Here is a 16,704-nt window from a genome sequence, read left to right as displayed (position 1 = left end):
GGGGGTTACCCCGCCCGCGATGACAAGAATAGTCGCTCAATTGCCCGCGACGACCGGCGCCACTGACCGCGCCATCGCGAGCACGCGCTTGTCGGCCATCGCCTCGCCCATCAGCATGAAGCCGACCGGCAGCTCGCCCGCGGCATGGCAGGGCAGGCTGATGCCGCAGCGGTCGAGGAAGTTGCCGACCGTGGTGTTGCGCAGCAGCAGCATGTTCTTCTTGGTAAAGCCCTCGGGCGTCGACACTTCCTCGATCGTCGGCGCCACGATGGCGCAGGTCGGCATGATCACCGCATCGTAGTTCGAGGTGATCGCCGAGACACGACGGCAGAGGTCGGCGCGCTTCGCCAGCAGCTCGATGTAATCGGCCGCGCTCATGTCCTTGCCGCGCATGATGCGCGGATAGACCAGCTGGTCGTAATCCGGGCCGCGCCGCGCGATCAGCTCCTTGTGCCAGGCATAGGCTTCGGAGGCGGCGAAGCCGCCCTTGGCGTTGATGGCCGGAAGTTCGTTCAGCTCGGCGAGGTCGATCTGCTCGATCTTCACGCCCTTGGCCGCCAGCGCCGTGCAGGCGCGCTCGAACGCCTTCGCGACCGTCGGATCGAGCTCGTCCATCACGAAATGCCTGGGGATGGCGAAGCGAAGGCCCGCGAGCGGTGCCGCGTCGGGAATCGACATCGACTCGGCGGCGAAGACGGCGTCGATGAGGGCGCAATCCTCGACAGAATTGGCGAGCGGCCCGATCGAATCGAGCGAGGTCGAGAGCGGGACGACGCCGTCGATGGGCACGCGGCGCGCCGTCGGCTTGAAGCCCACCAGGCCGCAGACCGCGGCGGGAATGCGGACCGAGCCACCGGTGTCGGTGCCCAATGCCGCGACGGCCATGCGGTCGGCCACCGAGACGGCGGCGCCGGCAGAGGAGCCACCCGGCACGCGGGTGCGGTCGGCCGGATTGCCCGGCGTGCCGTAATGCGGGTTGAAGCCCACGCCCGAGAAGGCGAATTCGCTCATGTTGGTGCTGCCGACGATCACCGCGCCGGCGGCGCGCAGGCGCGCCACCACGGGCGCATCCGCCGTGGCCGGCTTGGCATCGTCGAGCGCCTTCGAGCCCGAGAGCGTCGTTTCGCCTGCGACGTCGCACAGGTTCTTGATCGACACCGGGATGCCGGCGAGCGGCGAGGCCACGAGGCCCGCCCTGCGCAGGCCGTCGCTCGCGTCGGCCGCGGCCAGTGCCTGGTCCTTCCAGACCTTGATGAAGGCGCGCTTGCCTTCGCCCCTGGGGTCCTCGATGCGGGCAAGCGCCTCTTCGGTGAGCTTGCGCGCGGTGGTGCGGCCGGCGGCCAGGTCCGCGGCGAGTTGGGTGATCGTCGGGTTGGCCATCGGGGTCCTTACGTGCCGCGGTGCTTCACGAGATCGTCGACGACCATCGGGTCGGCGAGCGTGGACGTGTCGCCCAGGTTGCTGAAATCGTTCTCGGCGATCTTGCGCAGGATGCGGCGCATGATCTTGCCCGAGCGGGTCTTGGGCAGGCCGGGCGCCCACTGGATCACGTCGGGCGTGGCGATCGGGCCGATCTCCTTGCGCACCCAGGCGACCAGTTCCTTGCGCAGCTCGTCGGAGGGCTGCTGGCCGGCCTTCAGGGTGACGTAGGCGTAGATGCCCTGGCCCTTGATGTCGTGCGGGAAGCCGACCACGGCGGCCTCGGCCACCTTGGTATTGGCGACCAGCGCGCTCTCGACCTCGGCCGTGCCGATGCGATGACCCGAGACGTTGATCACGTCGTCGACCCGGCCGGTGATCCAGTAGTAGCCGTCCTCGTCGCGGCGCGCGCCGTCGCCGGTGAAGTACTTGCCCGGATAGGTCTTGAAATAAGTCTCGATGAAACGCTGGTGATCGCCGTAGACCGAGCGCATCTGGCCGGGCCACGAGTTGATCAGGCAGAGATTGCCGGTGCAGGGTCCTTGCAGTTCGTTGCCGTCGGCATCGACCATCACGGGCTGCACGCCGAAGAAGGGCAGCGTCGCCGAGCCGGGCTTCAGCGCCGTCGCGCCGGGCAGCGGCGTGATCAGGATGCCGCCGGTCTCAGTCTGCCACCAGGTGTCGACGATCGGGCAGCGGCCGTCGCCGACCACGCGGTGGTACCACAGCCAGGCCTCGGGATTGATCGGCTCGCCGACCGAACCCAGCAGGCGCAGGCTCGCACGTGAGGTCTTCTTCACCGGCGCCTCGCCCTCGCGCATCAGCGCGCGGATGGCGGTGGGGGCGGTGTAGAAGATGTTCACCTGGTGCTTGTCGATCACCTGCCAGAAGCGGCTGGTGTCCGGGTAGTTGGGCACGCCCTCGAACATCAGGGTGGTGGCGCCGTTGGCCAGCGGTCCGTAGAGGATGTAGCTGTGGCCGGTCACCCAGCCCACGTCGGCGGTGCACCAGTAGACGTCGCCCTCGTGATAATCGAACACGTATTGGTGGGTCATCGATGCATAGACGATGTAGCCGCCGGTCGTGTGCAGGACGCCCTTCGGCTTGCCGGTCGATCCCGACGTATAGAGGATGAACAGCGGATCCTCGGCGCCCATCGGCTCGGGCGCGCACTCGGCCGGCACCTTGGCGGCGATCTCGTGCCACCAGACGTCGCGGCCGGCGTCCCACTCGACCTTGCCGCCGGTGTGCTTCACCACCAGCACCTTCTTCACGCCGGGCGCCTTCTTCAGCGCCTCGTCGCAATTGGCCTTGAGCGGCACATGCTTGCCGGCGCGCAGACCTTCATCGGCGGTGACCACGACGTTGCTGTCGCAATCGACCAGGCGGTTGGCGAGGCTGTCGGGCGAGAAGCCGCCGAACACGACGGAATGGATGGCGCCGATGCGGGTGCAGGCCAGCATCGCATAGGCGGCCTCGGGGATCATCGGCAGATAGATGGTGACGCGGTCGCCCTTCTTGACGCCGAGCTCCTTGAGCGCGTTCGCCATGCGGCAGACTTCGTCGTGCAGCTTGCGATAGGTGATCTTCTCGGATTTCGCCGGATCGTCGCCTTCCCAGATGATGGCGGTCTGGTCGGCGCGATGGCTGAGGTGACGGTCGATGCAGTTAGCCGAGACGTTCAGCACGCCGTCGTGGAACCAGCGGATGCGGACGTCGCCGTTGTAGTCGACGTCGCGGACGGCGGCCGGACTGTAGGGCTTGATCCAGTCGATCCTCTTGCCGTGCTCTTCCCAGAACCGCGCAGGATCCTTGGTCGAGGCCTCGTACATCGCCTCGTACTTGGGCTTGTCGACATAGGCGCGCTTGGCCCAGTCCGCGCTGACGGCGATCACTTCATCGGCCATGGCTTTCCTCCGGCTTCGGCTTTGTGCCTTGAATTACCTGCGTTCTAGCCCGCTGCCGCGGGGCTCGGCAATTCGACTTTGGGCGTCACTCGCTGAACCAGGTCGTGAAGTCCTGGATCGGCGCGCGATCGGTGATCAGGCTGTTGGGCACCACGTCGGGGTCGGCATGGCCGAGCGCCAGGCCACAGATCACGGTCTGGTCCTCGGGGATATTGAGCTCGCGGCGCACGACGTGCTGGTAGCGGCTGAAGGCGGCCTGCGGGCAGGTGTGCAGGCCCTTCTCGCGCGCCAGCAGCATCAGCTGGTCGAGGAAGATGCCGCAATCGATCCACTGGCCGTTGCCCATGCGCTTCTCGACGCTGAGGATCATGCCGACCGGCGCGTCGAAGAATTCATAGTTCTTGCGGAACTGCTTCATCATCCCGGCCGCGTCGCCGCGCGGCACGCCGAGCAGGGTATAGAGCTGCTTGCCGACCAGCTTGCGGCGCGCATCGTAGACCGGCGTCATTTCCTGCGGATAGACGTTGTACTCCGCGCCCGGGCCGTTATCGCCGGCATCCATTGCCGACAGGATCGCCGCGGAGAGCCGCTTCCGCGCCGCGCCCATGGTGACGTAGAGCTTCCAGGGCTGCAGGTTGCCGTTCGAGGCCGAGCGGTTGGCGTTCTCGATGATCCATTCGATGTCGGCCTTGGCCACGGGATCGGGCTTGAAGACGCGCATGGAGCGGCGGGAGTTGACGGCTTCTGACACGCGCATGGACGGCTAGCTCCGGGTGAGGTGACGACGCAGGAAGTCGAACAGGATGCGCCGCGCGGCGGCGTTCTGCTGTTCGGTGAAATAGTGGGTGGCGCCGGGGATCACGACGGCCTCGGCTTCCTTGCCGTGCGCAACCAGCGCCTCGGCCATGGCCAGCGACTGCTCGACCGGCACGTTCTCGTCGCGGTCGCCATGCAGCAGCAGCACCGGCGCGTCGATCTGCGCGACCCGCAGGATCGGCGAGCGCACCGGAAGGCCTTCGGGCCCGCACAGATCGTCGAGATAGTCGCGCATGTAGGGATTGGCCTCGCGCCAGCGTGCGAGATCGGTCGGCGCGAAGAAGGCGGCGACGGCGCGCACCGGCGGTTTGTGGGCGGCGGCGAGCAGCGCCACCTGTCCGCCCATCGAGGCCCCGACCAGGGCGATCCGGTCGCGATCGACCAGGGGGCGCTTGGAAAGCCAGTCGATGGCCGCCAGCACGTCGAGCGGCTGGCGCAGCCCCTGGTCGTTCTCGCCCTCGGAACCCAGCCAGCCGCGCAGCGACAGGGCCAGCGCGGCGTAGCCGTTGGCGGCGGCGGCGCGTGCCAGGCCCACCATGTTGTGGGCATGGCCGGCAAAGCCGTGCAGCAGGATCAGCGCCGGATAGGGCGGCTGCCCGGCGACCGGTTTGAAGAAGTAGCCGCCGAGGCTGACGCCGTGCCCGGGCACGCGCACCTGCTCGGCGTCGCGAACCTCGGGCAGGTCGTCCCAGCGATGCATGACCTCGATCGGCACGCCGTCGGGATCGCGGAAGCCCACCGAGTAGTAACCGGGGGCGAGATAGTCGAGTTCCTGCGGCGGCTGGATGATCTCCGCGCCTGCATCACGCAGCTCGGCGAACACCTGGTCGACCTGGCCGCGACTCTCGGCCGACACCGCGAGCCACAGCGCGCCCGGCCCGTAGGAGATGCCGTCCTTGGCCTGGCGCATCACGAAATGGTCGTAGCCGCGCGACCACATCACCCGGTCGGGGCTGGCCCAGACGCGATGGAAGCCCAGCATCGGCAGCCACAGGCGATGGAAGGCGACGGAGCGCGCGAGGTCGCTCACCTCGATGGCCGCACCGGCAAAGGAAGAGCGTGGACGCATCAGCTCGGCTCGAGCCCCAGCGCCAGCAGCTCGTCGCGCCGCAGATGCTGCTCGCCCGCGAGGAAATACTCGTCGAGCTGGGGTGGTTTCACGCCGGTGCCGGCCAGCATCGCATGCGCCTGGCCGCGGTGATGCGTCTGGTGCTGGAACAGGTGCTCCAGGATCGAGATCACGCTGGAGGGCGGCGGCGTGCGGTTGGGGCGCGGCAGCGACAGGCCTTCGGCCAGGCTTTCCTCGGTCTGGCGCTCGCAGAAGGCGAGCAGCCGGCGGTCGCTGGCGATCTGGGCGTCATAGAGCGACGCGACGTCGGGAAAGTCGGTGATCGGGTCGTGATAGCGCCGCAGCACCGTCGGATCGCGGTGCAGCGCATCGATGTAATAGAGATCGACCCAGAGAATATGATTGAGCGTGGCGCGCAGCGACGGGAAGAAGCTGGTGCGCGGGGCGGCGAACTCCTCCGGCGTCAACGCCTTGCAGGCGGTGAGCAGCCGGTGGTTCGCCCAGATGTTGTTGCGGGCCATGGCGACGGCATGGCCTGGCAGCCCCGTCGCCATGGGTCCCGTGTCCTTCGGTGTCAGGCCGCGTGGGCCAGGTTGCGCAGCACGTAGTGCAGCACGCCACCGTTCTTGAAGTAGCCGACCTCTTCCGCCGTATCGATGCGGCAGGTCAGCGTGATCGTCTCTGACGCGCCGTCGGGGCGATGGATGGTCAGTGGCACGTCCATGCCGGGCTTCAGCTCGCCGTCGATGCCGCCCACGTCGTAGGTCTCGCGGCCGGTGAGGTTCAGCGTCTTGCGCGTCATGCCGTCCTTGAACTGCAGGGGCAGCACGCCCATGCCGACCAGGTTCGAGCGATGGATGCGCTCGAAGGTCTCGCAGACCACCGCCTTGACGCCGAGCAGGTTGACGCCCTTGGCCGCCCAGTCGCGCGACGAGCCGGTGCCGTATTCCTTGCCGGCGATCAGGACTTGCGGCGTGTGCTCCTTCTTGTAGCGCATCGCCACGTCGTAGATCGGCTCGGGCTGGTCGGTCGTGTAGTGGTGGGTGAAGCCACCCTCGATGCCCGGGACCATCTCGTTCTTGAGGCGGATGTTGGCGAAGGTGCCGCGCATCATCACCTCGTGATTGCCGCGGCGCGTGCCGTACTGGTTGAAGTCCTTGGCCTCGACGCCTTCCTCCATCAGGTACTTGCCGGCGGGGCTGTCCTTGCGGATCGAGCCGGCGGGCGAGATGTGGTCGGTGGTGATCGAGTCGCCGAACTGGCCGAGCGGGCGGGCGCCCGTGATGTTGGACAGGGCCGCCGGGGTCTTGCCCATGCCTTCGAAGTAGGGCGGGTTGCGCACATAGGTCGACTTGTCGTCCCAGGCGTAGGTCAGGCTGGGCTTGGTCTTGATGCCGCGCCAGAACCGATCGCCCTCGAAGACATTGGCGTAGCGCTTCTTGAAGGCCTTGGCCGTCACGAACTTGTCGACGGTCTTGGAGACTTCCAGGTTCGACGGCCACAGGTCCTTCAGATAGACCGGCTTGCCGCCCTTGCCGGTGCCGATCGGGTCCTTGGTGATGTCGATCTTCATCGAGCCGGCCAGCGCATAGATGACGACCAGCATGGGCGAGGCGAGGTAGTTGGCGCGGGTCAGCGGATTGACGCGGCCCTCGAAGTTGCGGTTGCCCGAGAGGACCGAGCTCACGACCAGGTCGCCGTCGCCGATCGCCTTGGTGACCGGGTCGGGAAGCGGGCCTGAATTGCCGATGCAACTGGTGCAGCCGTAGCCCACGAGGTTGAAGCCGATCTTGTTCAGGTCCTTCTGCAGGCCCGAGGCTTCGAAGTACTCGGTCACGACCTGCGAGCCCGGGGCCAGCGAGGTCTTCACCCACGGCTTGACCTTGAGGCCGAGCTTCACCGCGTTGCGCGCGATCAGGCCGGCGCCCAGCATGACGTAGGGGTTCGAGGTATTGGTGCAGGAGGTGATGGCCGCGATCACCACGTCGCCGTGGCCGAGGTCATAATCGGTGCCCTCGCACTTGATGCGCTTGCCGTCGTCCGTGCGGTCGAATTCCTTCTCCATGTTCGCGACGAACTGCTGGGCGGCTTCCGTGAGCGGCACGCGATCCTGCGGGCGCTTCGGGCCGGCGAGGCTCGGCACGACGTCGCCCAGGTCGAGCGAGAGCGTGTCGGTGAAGACCGGTTCCGGCGACTTCTTCGAACGCCACAGGCCCTGCTTCTTGGCATAGGCCTCGGTGAGCTTGGCGGCCGGGCCGCGGTTGGTCGTCTTGAGGTAGCCCAGCGTGATGTCGTCGACCGGGAAGAAGCCGCAGGTCGCGCCATACTCGGGCGCCATGTTGGCGATGGTCGCGCGGTTGGCCAGCGGCAGGTCCGCCAGGCCGTCGCCGTAGAATTCGACGAACTTGTTCACCACGCCCTTCTTGCGCAGCATCTGCGTGACGGTGAGCACGAGGTCGGTCGCGGTCGCGCCTTCCTTGAGCTTGCCGGTCAACTTGAAGCCCACGACGTCGGGAATGACCATCGGCTGCGGCTGGCCGAGCATGGCAGCCTCGGCCTCGATGCCGCCGACGCCCCAGCCCAGCACGGCCAGGCCGTTCACCATCGTGGTGTGCGAATCGGTGCCGACCAGCGTGTCGGGATAGGCGATCGTCTCCTTGCCTTCCTTCTTGGTCCAGACCACCTGCGCCAGGTATTCCAGGTTCACCTGGTGGCAGATGCCGGTGCCCGGCGGGACGACGCGGAAATTGTCGAACGCCATCGCGCCCCAGCGCAGGAACTGGTAGCGCTCGAGGTTGCGTTCGTATTCCAGCTTCACGTTGGCGCCGAAGGCGCTCGAATTGCCGAAATTGTCGACGATCACCGAGTGGTCGATCACGAGGTCGACCGGAACCAGCGGGTTGATCTTCTTGGCGTCGCCGCCCAGCTTGCCCATGGCGTCGCGCATGGCGGCGAGGTCGACCACGGCGGGGACGCCGGTGAAGTCCTGCATCAGCACGCGGGCGGGGCGGAAGTTGATCTCCTTGGTGGAGCGGCCGCCATTCTTGATCCAGTCCGCGAAGGCGGCGATGTCGGTCTTCTTGACGGTCGTGCCGTCCTCGTTGCGCACCAGGTTTTCCATCAGCACGCGGAGCGAGAAGGGCAGGCGGGACAGGTCGCCGACTTCCTTCTCGACCGCCTTCAGGCTGAAATAGGTATAGCTGCGGCTACCGACCTTCATTGTCTTTCGAGCCTTGAAGCTATTTGGATGGGCGGCGGCCATATCTACACTCCTGGAAGGTCGGTTCTCTGCGGATGTGGCGCAAAATAGGGGCATGCACCTCCACAGGCAATCGGCGGATGCGGCTTTGCGGCCATTGTGCCAGATTGGAGGCATGCGACGTCAAATAGGTCACGTATTTGGGGTTCTTGCAGCGTTCCTGACGCTGACGGGCGAGGCGCTCGCTCAGCGCAATGCGGTCGAGTCCTGGGATCCCAGCGCCCGCGGCTTCTCATCCGGCGGGTCGCCCGCCCCTTCGCTGCCCGGTGCGACGGGCGGAAATGGCGGGTCCACCCTCGAATCGCTGAACAAGATCCTCTCGGCGTCGCAGCTCTCGGCCTTCGACCGGTCGATCTATCTCAGTATCCGCGCTTTCCAGCTCGCCCGCCTCGGTCGTGAGGCCGACAGCCAGAAGGACATCGCCGAAATGGGCCGCGTCCTGCCCGGCGACTGGCAGGTCGTGCTTTCGAGCACGATGCCGGGCCTGGCAGGGGGAGGCGACCGGGCGGCGGCGCTCCGCACCCTGGACAGCGCCCTGCAACGCAAGCCCGGCGACCCGTCCCTGACGATCGCCCAGGCCCAGGTCTACATGCAGATCGCCGACTTCCCGCGCGCCTTGGGCCTGCTCGATGCGGCCCTGGCCGGCGCCCAGACGCCGGGCGAGCGGCGGTCGGCGCTCTTTTTTCGGGGCATGGCGAACTTCAACCTCGGCAACTACGCCCAGGCGGCCGACGATTTCGACGCCACGCTGGCCGGCCGGCCGAGTTTCAAGACCAAGCAGGCGCCGCTGCTCTGGCGCTATGCTGCCCAGGTCCGCGCCCGGCGCGATGCGCGCGCGGCCCTTGTGCGCGACGTGGGGGCGGAGAGCCTGAACGAATGGCCGGGGCCGATCCTGCGGTTCCTGATGGGCAAGGGGTCGCCCGGCGAACTCGAGGTCGCCGCCGAAGCCGATGACGGGGCCAAGCGGAACAACGGCAAATGCCCGGCGGCCTTCTTCATCGGCATCGACGCGGTGCGGCGCGGCGACAAGCAGCGCGCCCGCGAACAATTCCAGCTTGCCCAGGCCCGCTGCCCGACCGTTTCGGAGTTCAACTGGGCGGCGTCGAGCGAGCTGAAGCGGCTTTAACACAGCATGCAGCTGGCGACTCTCTGTCTGTCATCCTGAGCGCAGCGAAGGATCTCGCGCCAGCCACGTAGTACTTTGGTCGATCCGTCAGGTCCTTCACTGCGCTCAGGACGACAGTGGTGGGCTTCTACCCCAGCAGGGCCAGGGGCGACACGAAGCGCGTGATCTCCGACAGGACATAGGAAGGCTGCTGCAGGTGCGGGCTGTGGCCGCAGTCCGGGACCAGCCGCGTCTCGCAATAGCCCCCGACCTTGCCGGCGATGATGCCGAGTTGCAGTTCGGTGCCGTACTCGTCGTCCTCGCCCTGGATCGCCTGCACCGGCACGGCGACGCCCGGCAGCCGGCCGGTCGCGTCCATTGGCTCGAAGCCGGGCGAGACCCAGGCATCCGCCCACAGTCGGAAGGCGCCGTCGACATCGGCATGATACTTGGCGAGCCGCGGGCGCAGATCGCCGGTGGCGAAGGCGGTCCGCGCCCTGGCGATGGCCTCGACGCAGATCGGTTCGTTGATGGCGTGCGCGGCCAGGGTCACCACCGCCCGCAGCGGCTCGGGATCGGTCGCGGCATAGTTCAGGGCGATCGTGCCGCCATCGCTGTGCCCCACCAGCACGCAATCCTCGATGCCGAGCGCGGCCAGCAGGCGCGGCAGGACGAGGTCGGCCTCGATTTCCATGTAGCGGACGCCGGGATCGGCCGGCCACGGGCTCGATTGCCCATAGCCGGTGCGATCGTAGACGACGCCGGTGCAGCGCGTGGCGTCGCACAGCGTCTGGGGGAAGTCGCGCCACATCTCGATGCAGCCCAGGCCCTCGTGCAGGAAGACGAGCACCGTGCGGTCGAGCCCGTCGTCGCGCGCCGGCGTGAGGCGGCGCACCCGCAGACGCCGGTCGCCGAGGTCGATGAATTCGTCTGTCGAGGACATCGACCTCTTTTCGGGGGCGGCCGGCTTGCGGTCAAGGCGGGGATCATGGCGGGCGGGGCGGCCGACGACGGCGGCGGCGCAGGTCATCGGCATCGGGCGCATCTGTCGTTCGCAGCTGTTCGCGCAGCGCCGCCCAGGCGTCACCCGCCCCGTGCTTTCAGCGTTGCGAGATGGACCAGGGAGAGGCCGGCGGCTTGCAGCGCGACCGGCCGTTCCCCGGGCCTGTGCCGTCGCGATTCCACCAGCCGCCGCCCAGCGACTGGAAGAGTGCCGCGGTGTTGGTGAGACGCGCGGCCTGCGCCTGCACGCGGGTGAGCAGCGTCTGCTGATAGGTGAGCTCGGCGATCAGCACGATGACATAGGTCGTGTCGCCGAGTTCGAGGCGCTTGCGCGCGATGGTGAGGGCGGTGGCCGCCGCCCGTTCCGCCTCGACCGCCGACTTGAGCGCCAGTGCGTCGTATTCGAGGGCGTTCAACGTGTCGGCGACGTTGCGGAAGGCCGCCAGCACGATCGACTGGTACTGCGCGTCGGCCTGTTCGAGCGCTGCGACCGCGGACCTCTTCTTGGCCGCCAGCGCGCCGCCGTCGATCAGCGTCTGGATGGCGCTGGCGCCCGTGGTCGCGCCCGCGAGTCCGGGCATGAACAGCGTGCCGAGCGACAGGGCGCTGCTGTTGAGGCCGAAGCCCAGCGTGACCTGCGGCAACTGGTTGGCAATGGCGACGCCGACCTGGGCGCTGGCGGCATGCAGGTTGGCCTCGGCGGCGCGAATGTCGGGCCGCTGCTCGACGAGCTGCGAGGGGAGCGTCAGCGGCAGTTCGTGCGGCAGCTTGAGGTCGTTGAGTTCGAAATGCTCGGCGACGGGATCGCTCGGCAGCCGGCCGGTCAGGGTGGCCAGAAGGTTGCGCTGCTGCGCCAACGCCTTTTCGAGCGGCGGCAGCGTGGACTCGGCCTGCGCCAGCGCGGCCTGCTGGGTGGCGACGTCGGCGCCCGGGATGGCGCCGAGGCCCGACTGGCGCGTCAGGATGCCGAGCGTGTCGCGCTGGGTGGCGACGATGCGCCGGGTCGCCTCGACCTGGCCGCGCAGCGACGCCTCGACGATGGCGGCCGCGACGACGTTCGACGCCAGCGAGAGATAGGTGCCCTCGAGCTGGAAGCACTGCGCCTCGGCCAGCGCGTCGAGCGATTCGATCTGGCGGCGATTGCCGCCCCAGAGATCGAGCGCATAGGTGATCTGGAGGCCGGCGACGAACAGGCCGTAGATCGGCTGCTGGTCGGCGGTCGCCGACTGCAGGGTGGCGGGAGTCTGGTTCTGGGTGGCGTTGAAAGTCCCCTGGATGGTCGGGAACAGGGTGGCCCGCTGGGCGCGGGCATTCTGCTGGGCCACCCGAAGGCCGGCCACGGCCGCCTTCACGTCCGGATTGGCGCGCAGCGAGCGCTCGATCAGGCTGTTGAGCTGCGGCGACTGGAAAACGCCCCACCATTGGCCGGGAATGTCCATGCTCTGAACGATCCGCTGCGCCTCGCCGCCCGGTATGCCGGCGGCGATCAGGTCGCTCTTCTGGTCGGGAAGATAGGTCGCCGTTTTCGGCCCTTCCGGCGAGGTGAAGTCCGGCCCGACCGAGCAACCGGCGAGAGCTCCCGCCGCGACGAGCGGCAGGGTAGCCAGGAGAGAGCGTCGCATCATGTCGCCTCCGCAACCGTATCGTGGGGGTGGGACGCCGGGACCGGGGCGCGGCGGCGCGAGAACAGGCCGATCATGGCCGGCAGGACGGTGAGGAAGAGGAAGGGCGCCAGCAGCGTGCCGCCAACCACCACGATGGCCAGCGGCCGCTGGACCTGGCTGCCGATCGCCGTGGAGAAGGCGGCGGGCAGCAGGCCGACGGCGGCCGCCACGCAGGTCATCAGCACCGGGCGCATCTGCAGGGAGCAGGTCTCGTAGAGCGCCGTCTCGCGGTCTCGGCCGCCGTCGATCAACCTGTTGAAGCAGCTCAGCACCATGATGCCGTTCATCGCCGCAATGCCGAACAGGGCCACGAAGCCGATGGCGGCGGAGATGCTGAAGGACATGTCGGTGACCCAGAGGCCCAGGATGCCGCCGGTCAGCGCCATGGGAATGGCGCTCGCGGCCAGGAGCGTGTCGCGGAACGATCCGAAGCTCATGTAGAGCAGCAGCCCGATCAGGCCGATGGCGATCGGCACCGCCACGGCGAGGCGCTGCAGCGCGTTCTTGAGGTTGCCGAACTCGCCGACCCATTCGATGCGGTAGCCGCCCGGGATCTGCACCTTCTCCGCGACGCGCTGCTGCGCCTCGATGATGGTGCTGCCGAGATCGCGGCCGCGGACGCTGAACTTCACCGGAACGTAGCGCTCCTGCTGCTCGCGGTAGATGTAATAGGCGCCGGAGACCAGCTCGACCGTGGCGACCTCGCTCAACGGCACCTGTGTGATGGTGCCGTTTGCGCCCTGCGCGCCGATCTGGATGTGGCTGATCGCGTCGAGGCTCTGGCGATAGCGGGAGGCGAGGCGGACGACCATCGGGAAGTGCCGGTCGCTGCCGCTCTCATACACGTCGCCGGCGGCCTGGCCGCCGATGGCGGCCTGCACTGTGGCGTTGATGTCGCCCGGCGTCAGCCCGTAGCGGGCGGCCTTGGCGCGGTCGATGTCGATGCGGATGGTCGGCTGGCCGAGCGAGGCGGAGACGGCGAGATCGGTGACGCCGGGGACGGTGGCGAGCACCGACTTGATCTCGTTGCCCAGCTTCGACAGCGTCTCGAGGTCATTGCCCGAGATCTTGACGGAGTTCTCGCCCTTCACGCCGGAGGCCGCTTCCTGGACGTTGTCCTGGATGTACTGCGAGAAGGTGAACTCGACGCCCGGGAACGCCTTCTCCAGCGCGCTGTTGATCTCCGCGATCAGTGCTTCCTTGTCGAGACCCTTGCGCCACTGGTCCACCGGCTTGAGCGGAACGAAGAACTCGGCGTTGAAGAAGCCGGTCGAATCGGTGCCGTCGTCGGGGCGGCCATGCTGCGAGATGACGGTCTCGGCCTCGGGGAAGCTCTTGATGAGCTTGCGCATGCGGTTGGCATAGTCGTTGCCGGCTTCGAGCGAGATCGAGGCCGGCATCACGGCGCGGATCCACATGTTGCCTTCCTCGAGTTTGGGCAGGAACTCGAGGCCGATCGTGCTGCCGGCGCCGCCCGCCAGCGCCAGCGCGCCGAGCCCCGCCGCGAAGGTGGCCTTGCGGCTGGCGAGCGCAGCGTTGCGCAGCCTTTCGTAGGCGCGGCGCAGGGCGCGCACGGCGCGCGTCTCGGCATGCGCCACCTTGTCCGGCAGCAGCAGGGCCGACAGGGCGGGCGACACGGTGAAGGTGGCGATCAGGCCGCCCAGCAGGGCGTAGGCATAGGTCCGCGCCATCGGTCCGAAGATGTGGCCCTCGACCCCAGACAGGGTGAACAGCGGCAGGAAGCCCGCGATGATGATGGTGGCCGAGAAGAAGATCGCCTGGGTCACTTCGGTCGAGGCGTTGAAGATCGTCGCCAGCTTGCCGGTGAGACCGTCCGGTGCGCGCCGCTGGGAGCCGGTCTGGTGATCGCTTTCCGACAGATGCCGGAAGATGTTCTCGACCATGATCACTGTGGCATCGACGATGATGCCGAAGTCGATCGCGCCCATGGAGAGCAGGTTTGCCGACTCGCCGCTCAGCACCAGGACGACCACGGCGAACAGGAGGGCGAAGGGGATCGTGGCAGAGACGATCAGCGCGCTGCGCAGGTCGCCGAGGAACAGCCACTGGATCAGGAAGATCAGGCAGACACCCACGACCATGTTGTGCAGCACCGTGTGGGTGGTGATGTTCACCAGCGAGCTGCGATCGTAGATGCGCTCGATGCGTACGCCGGGTGGCAGGACGTTGCTGTTGTTGATCCTGTCGACCTCCGCCAGCACGCCGCCCAGCGTCGGCATGGTCTCGGCGCCGCGCCGCATCAGCACGATGCCCTGCACGATGTCGTCGTCGCCGTTCTGACCGGCGATGCCCAGCCGCGGTTGGTGACCCACGGTGACGTCGGCCACGTCGGAGACCAGAACCGGTGCACCGTCGCGCACCGTCAGCATCGTGTTGCGGATGTCGGCCATCGACCGGATCTGGCCGACGCTGCGCACGATCGCCGACTGCGAACCGATGTTCACGGTGTTGGCGCCGACGTTGATGTTGGCGTTGTTCAGCCCGTCCAGCACCTGTTTCAGGGTGAGCCCGTAGGCCAGCAGCCGGTCGAGGTTGACGGTGATGTCGTAGGTCTTGGTCTTGCCGCCCCAGCCGGTGACGTCGACGACGCCGGGGACCGCCTTCAGGCGGCGTTCCAGGACCCAGTCCTGCAATGTCTTGAGGTCGGAGACCGAATAGCCCGGCGGGCCGACGATCCGGTAACGGAAGACTTCACCGATCGGGCTGGTGGGCGACAGGGTGGGTTGCGCGCCGTTGGGCAGCGGGCCGAGCTGCGACAGGCGGTTGATCACCATCTGCGAGGCCTGCTGATACGTCACGTCGTAGGTGAACTGCACCTTCACATCGCTCAGGCCGAACAGGGAAACGGTGCGGATGGCCTGGACATAGGGCAGGCCGGCCATCTGGATCTCGATCGGGATCGTGATGTAGCGCTCGATCTCCTCCGAAGACTGGCCGGGATTCTGCGTGATGATGTCGACCAGCGGCGGCACCGGGTCGGGATAGGCTTCGATGTTCAGCCGCGAGTAGGCGAACAATCCGGCGACGGAGAGCACCAGGCTCAGGATGACGACGAGGATTCGCTGCTTGAGGGCGGCGGCGACGATGGATTGCATGGGCAACCGATAGGTTGGAGGGACGCGCCTGGAGGGCGCGCCGGGCGGTCAGTCGCGCTTGGCCGCGCGATCGATGAAGAGTGTGCCGCTGGTCACCACGTTCTCGCCGAGCGCGAGGCCCTTCTTGACCTCGACCATGCCGTTGGCGGTGGCGCCGACCTCGATCGGGCGCGACGCGACAGACTTGTCCTTCTGATCTGCGACCCAGACACGGGCGTTGGCGCCCTCATAGACGACGGCTTCCTGTGGCACGGCCGGGTTGGTCGTGGGTTCGCCCGTCACGATGCGGAAGCTGGCGAACATCTCGGGCATCAGCTCGCGATCGGCGTTCGCGATCTCGGCGCGGACCGGCAGGCGGCGCGTATTGGGATCGAGCGCAGGCGCGACGTAAGCCAGGCGGGCGTTGAAGACGCGGCCGGGATGGGCCAGCACGGAAACCTCGACCGGGGCGCCGACCCTCATCTTCGGCGCGTCGGATTCGCGGACGTTGGCGACCAGCCAGACCGTCGAGAGGTCGCCGATGTTGAATACGGGATCGGCGGCGCCGGCGTTGATGTACTGTCCGAGGCCGATCTTGCGCTGGATCACGGTGCCGGCGATGGGCGCCGACACGATCGCCTCCGCGCCGATATGGTCGACCTTCTCCAGCGTGTCGATCTCGGCGTCGGTGCGGCCGAGGATGCGCAGGCGGTTGCGCACCGCGGCCAGCGCGATTTCGGAGGAGCGCAGGTCGCCCTGGGCCGAGACGAGGTCGGACTGGGCCTGTTCCAGGTCCTTCAGCGAGCCGCCGCGGATCGCCAGCAATTCCTTCTGACGCCGTTCGAAATTCTGGGCGAGCGCGAGCTTGGAACGGGCCTTCTCGACGCCGGCGACGGCGCCCACGAGATCGTTCTGGCCCTGCACGAACTCGTTCGCCTCGATGGCGAACAGCGGGTCGCCGCGCTGGACGCGCTCGCCCGGCTTGGCGATCAGGCGCGTCACCCGGCCCGAATAGGGCGAGAAGACCGGCGTCGTCGTGTCTTCGTTGATGCCGATCTTGCCGTCGGTCGCGCGCTCGTCGCGGAAGGCGGCGGCTTCGACCGGCGCGATCCGCAGGCTGGCCCATTGGGTCTCGCTGGGACGGAAGGCGCCATCGTTCTCCACCGCCAGCGCCGGTCGAATGAGGGCGTTGGTGGGGCCGGTGTCGAGGGTCCAGACCGCGGCGAGCGCGAGCGTTACGATGCCAGCGCCGGCAAACCACAGGCGGTAGCGACGCGGACGGGCTGTGGTGGCGGCTTTGGGCGCAGTGCTCATGGAGCGGAAGCTAGGCGCTTCACATTACGTGCGCCTGACTTGCTCCCTGGAGGA

11 protein-coding genes are annotated in these 16,704 nt (G+C 67.7%); 1 reads left to right on the top strand and 10 read right to left on the bottom strand.

The features are described from left to right. Nucleotides 1–36 precede the first annotated feature (36 nt). The 6 genes from ACO07K_RS23860 to acnA form a co-directional block, all read right to left on the bottom strand. Entirely contained in the window at nt 37–1,380 is a 1,344-nt protein-coding gene (locus tag ACO07K_RS23860; RefSeq protein WP_422032303.1) for an amidase, read from the bottom strand. Nucleotides 1,381–1,388: 8 nt separating this feature from the next. Further along, nucleotides 1,389–3,326 carry an acetate--CoA ligase gene (acs, locus tag ACO07K_RS23855; protein WP_422032301.1) on the bottom strand — a complete coding sequence of 646 codons (1,938 nt, stop codon included), beginning with the start codon at nt 3,324–3,326 and terminating at the stop codon, nt 1,389–1,391. An 85-nt stretch (nt 3,327–3,411) separates the two neighbouring features. Continuing rightward, the gene (locus tag ACO07K_RS23850) at nt 3,412–4,083 is read right to left on the bottom strand and encodes a nitroreductase (protein WP_422032299.1); all 672 of its coding nucleotides are present in this window, start codon (nt 4,081–4,083) and stop codon (nt 3,412–3,414) included. A gap of 6 nt (nt 4,084–4,089) precedes the next feature. Beyond that, on the bottom strand, nt 4,090–5,211 hold the full coding sequence (locus ACO07K_RS23845; RefSeq protein ID WP_298307587.1) for an alpha/beta fold hydrolase: 1,122 nt from the start codon (nt 5,209–5,211) through the stop codon (nt 4,090–4,092). Continuing rightward, nucleotides 5,211–5,765 (bottom strand): DinB family protein, encoded by a 555-nt coding sequence (locus ACO07K_RS23840; protein ID WP_422032296.1) that lies wholly within the window; start codon nt 5,763–5,765, stop codon nt 5,211–5,213. Before ACO07K_RS23840 ends, ACO07K_RS23845 begins: the two co-directional genes overlap by 1 nt. Nucleotides 5,766–5,785: 20 nt before the next feature. Continuing rightward, a complete protein-coding gene (gene acnA / locus ACO07K_RS23835) occupies nt 5,786–8,473 on the bottom strand; it encodes an aconitate hydratase AcnA (RefSeq protein WP_422032294.1) in 2,688 nt (895 codons plus the stop codon). 112 nt (nt 8,474–8,585) lie between these two features. Here acnA and ACO07K_RS23830 point away from each other — a divergent pair, with 112 nt between their 5' ends. After that, entirely contained in the window at nt 8,586–9,596 is a 1,011-nt protein-coding gene (locus ACO07K_RS23830) for a hypothetical protein (RefSeq protein ID WP_422032292.1), read from the top strand. Between the two features lie 127 nt (nt 9,597–9,723). Here ACO07K_RS23830 and ACO07K_RS23825 read toward each other — a convergent pair whose 3' ends face one another. The 4 genes from ACO07K_RS23825 to ACO07K_RS23810 form a co-directional block, all read right to left on the bottom strand. After that, nucleotides 9,724–10,518: an alpha/beta fold hydrolase gene (locus tag ACO07K_RS23825; protein ID WP_422032290.1), complete on the bottom strand. Its 795-nt coding sequence runs from the start codon at nt 10,516–10,518 to the stop codon at nt 9,724–9,726. Between the two features lie 157 nt (nt 10,519–10,675). Continuing rightward, entirely contained in the window at nt 10,676–12,202 is a 1,527-nt protein-coding gene (locus ACO07K_RS23820; protein WP_422032288.1) for an efflux transporter outer membrane subunit, read from the bottom strand. Continuing rightward, on the bottom strand, nt 12,199–15,357 hold the full coding sequence (locus ACO07K_RS23815; protein ID WP_422032286.1) for an efflux RND transporter permease subunit: 3,159 nt from the start codon (nt 15,355–15,357) through the stop codon (nt 12,199–12,201). Before ACO07K_RS23815 ends, ACO07K_RS23820 begins: the two co-directional genes overlap by 4 nt. 48 nt (nt 15,358–15,405) lie before the next feature. After that, entirely contained in the window at nt 15,406–16,650 is a 1,245-nt protein-coding gene (locus ACO07K_RS23810) for an efflux RND transporter periplasmic adaptor subunit (RefSeq protein WP_422032284.1), read from the bottom strand. Between the last annotated feature and the right edge of the window lie 54 nt (nt 16,651–16,704).

It is taken from the genome of Reyranella sp. (genome assembly GCF_965228225.1).
Classification (GTDB): Bacteria; Pseudomonadota; Alphaproteobacteria; order Reyranellales; family Reyranellaceae; genus Reyranella.
Note: the sequence above shows the minus strand (reverse complement) of the source record. Positions and strands in the feature narration are given on the sequence as shown.

Excerpts from the sequence above, each read along its gene's own strand:
- ACO07K_RS23860 (WP_422032303.1), bottom strand. The coding sequence starts at position 1,380 with ATGGCCAACCCGACGATCACCCAACTCGCCGCGGACCTGGCCGCCGGC.
- acs (WP_422032301.1), bottom strand. The coding sequence starts at position 3,326 with ATGGCCGATGAAGTGATCGCCGTCAGCGCGGACTGGGCCAAGCGCGCC.
- ACO07K_RS23850 (WP_422032299.1), bottom strand. The coding sequence starts at position 4,083 with ATGCGCGTGTCAGAAGCCGTCAACTCCCGCCGCTCCATGCGCGTCTTC.
- ACO07K_RS23845 (WP_298307587.1), bottom strand. The coding sequence starts at position 5,211 with ATGCGTCCACGCTCTTCCTTTGCCGGTGCGGCCATCGAGGTGAGCGAC.
- ACO07K_RS23840 (WP_422032296.1), bottom strand. The coding sequence starts at position 5,765 with ATGGCGACGGGGCTGCCAGGCCATGCCGTCGCCATGGCCCGCAACAAC.
- acnA (WP_422032294.1), bottom strand. The coding sequence starts at position 8,473 with ATGGCCGCCGCCCATCCAAATAGCTTCAAGGCTCGAAAGACAATGAAG.
- ACO07K_RS23830 (WP_422032292.1), top strand. The coding sequence starts at position 8,586 with ATGCGACGTCAAATAGGTCACGTATTTGGGGTTCTTGCAGCGTTCCTG.
- ACO07K_RS23825 (WP_422032290.1), bottom strand. The coding sequence starts at position 10,518 with ATGTCCTCGACAGACGAATTCATCGACCTCGGCGACCGGCGTCTGCGG.
- ACO07K_RS23820 (WP_422032288.1), bottom strand. The coding sequence starts at position 12,202 with ATGATGCGACGCTCTCTCCTGGCTACCCTGCCGCTCGTCGCGGCGGGA.
- ACO07K_RS23815 (WP_422032286.1), bottom strand. The coding sequence starts at position 15,357 with ATGCAATCCATCGTCGCCGCCGCCCTCAAGCAGCGAATCCTCGTCGTC.
- ACO07K_RS23810 (WP_422032284.1), bottom strand. The coding sequence starts at position 16,650 with ATGAGCACTGCGCCCAAAGCCGCCACCACAGCCCGTCCGCGTCGCTAC.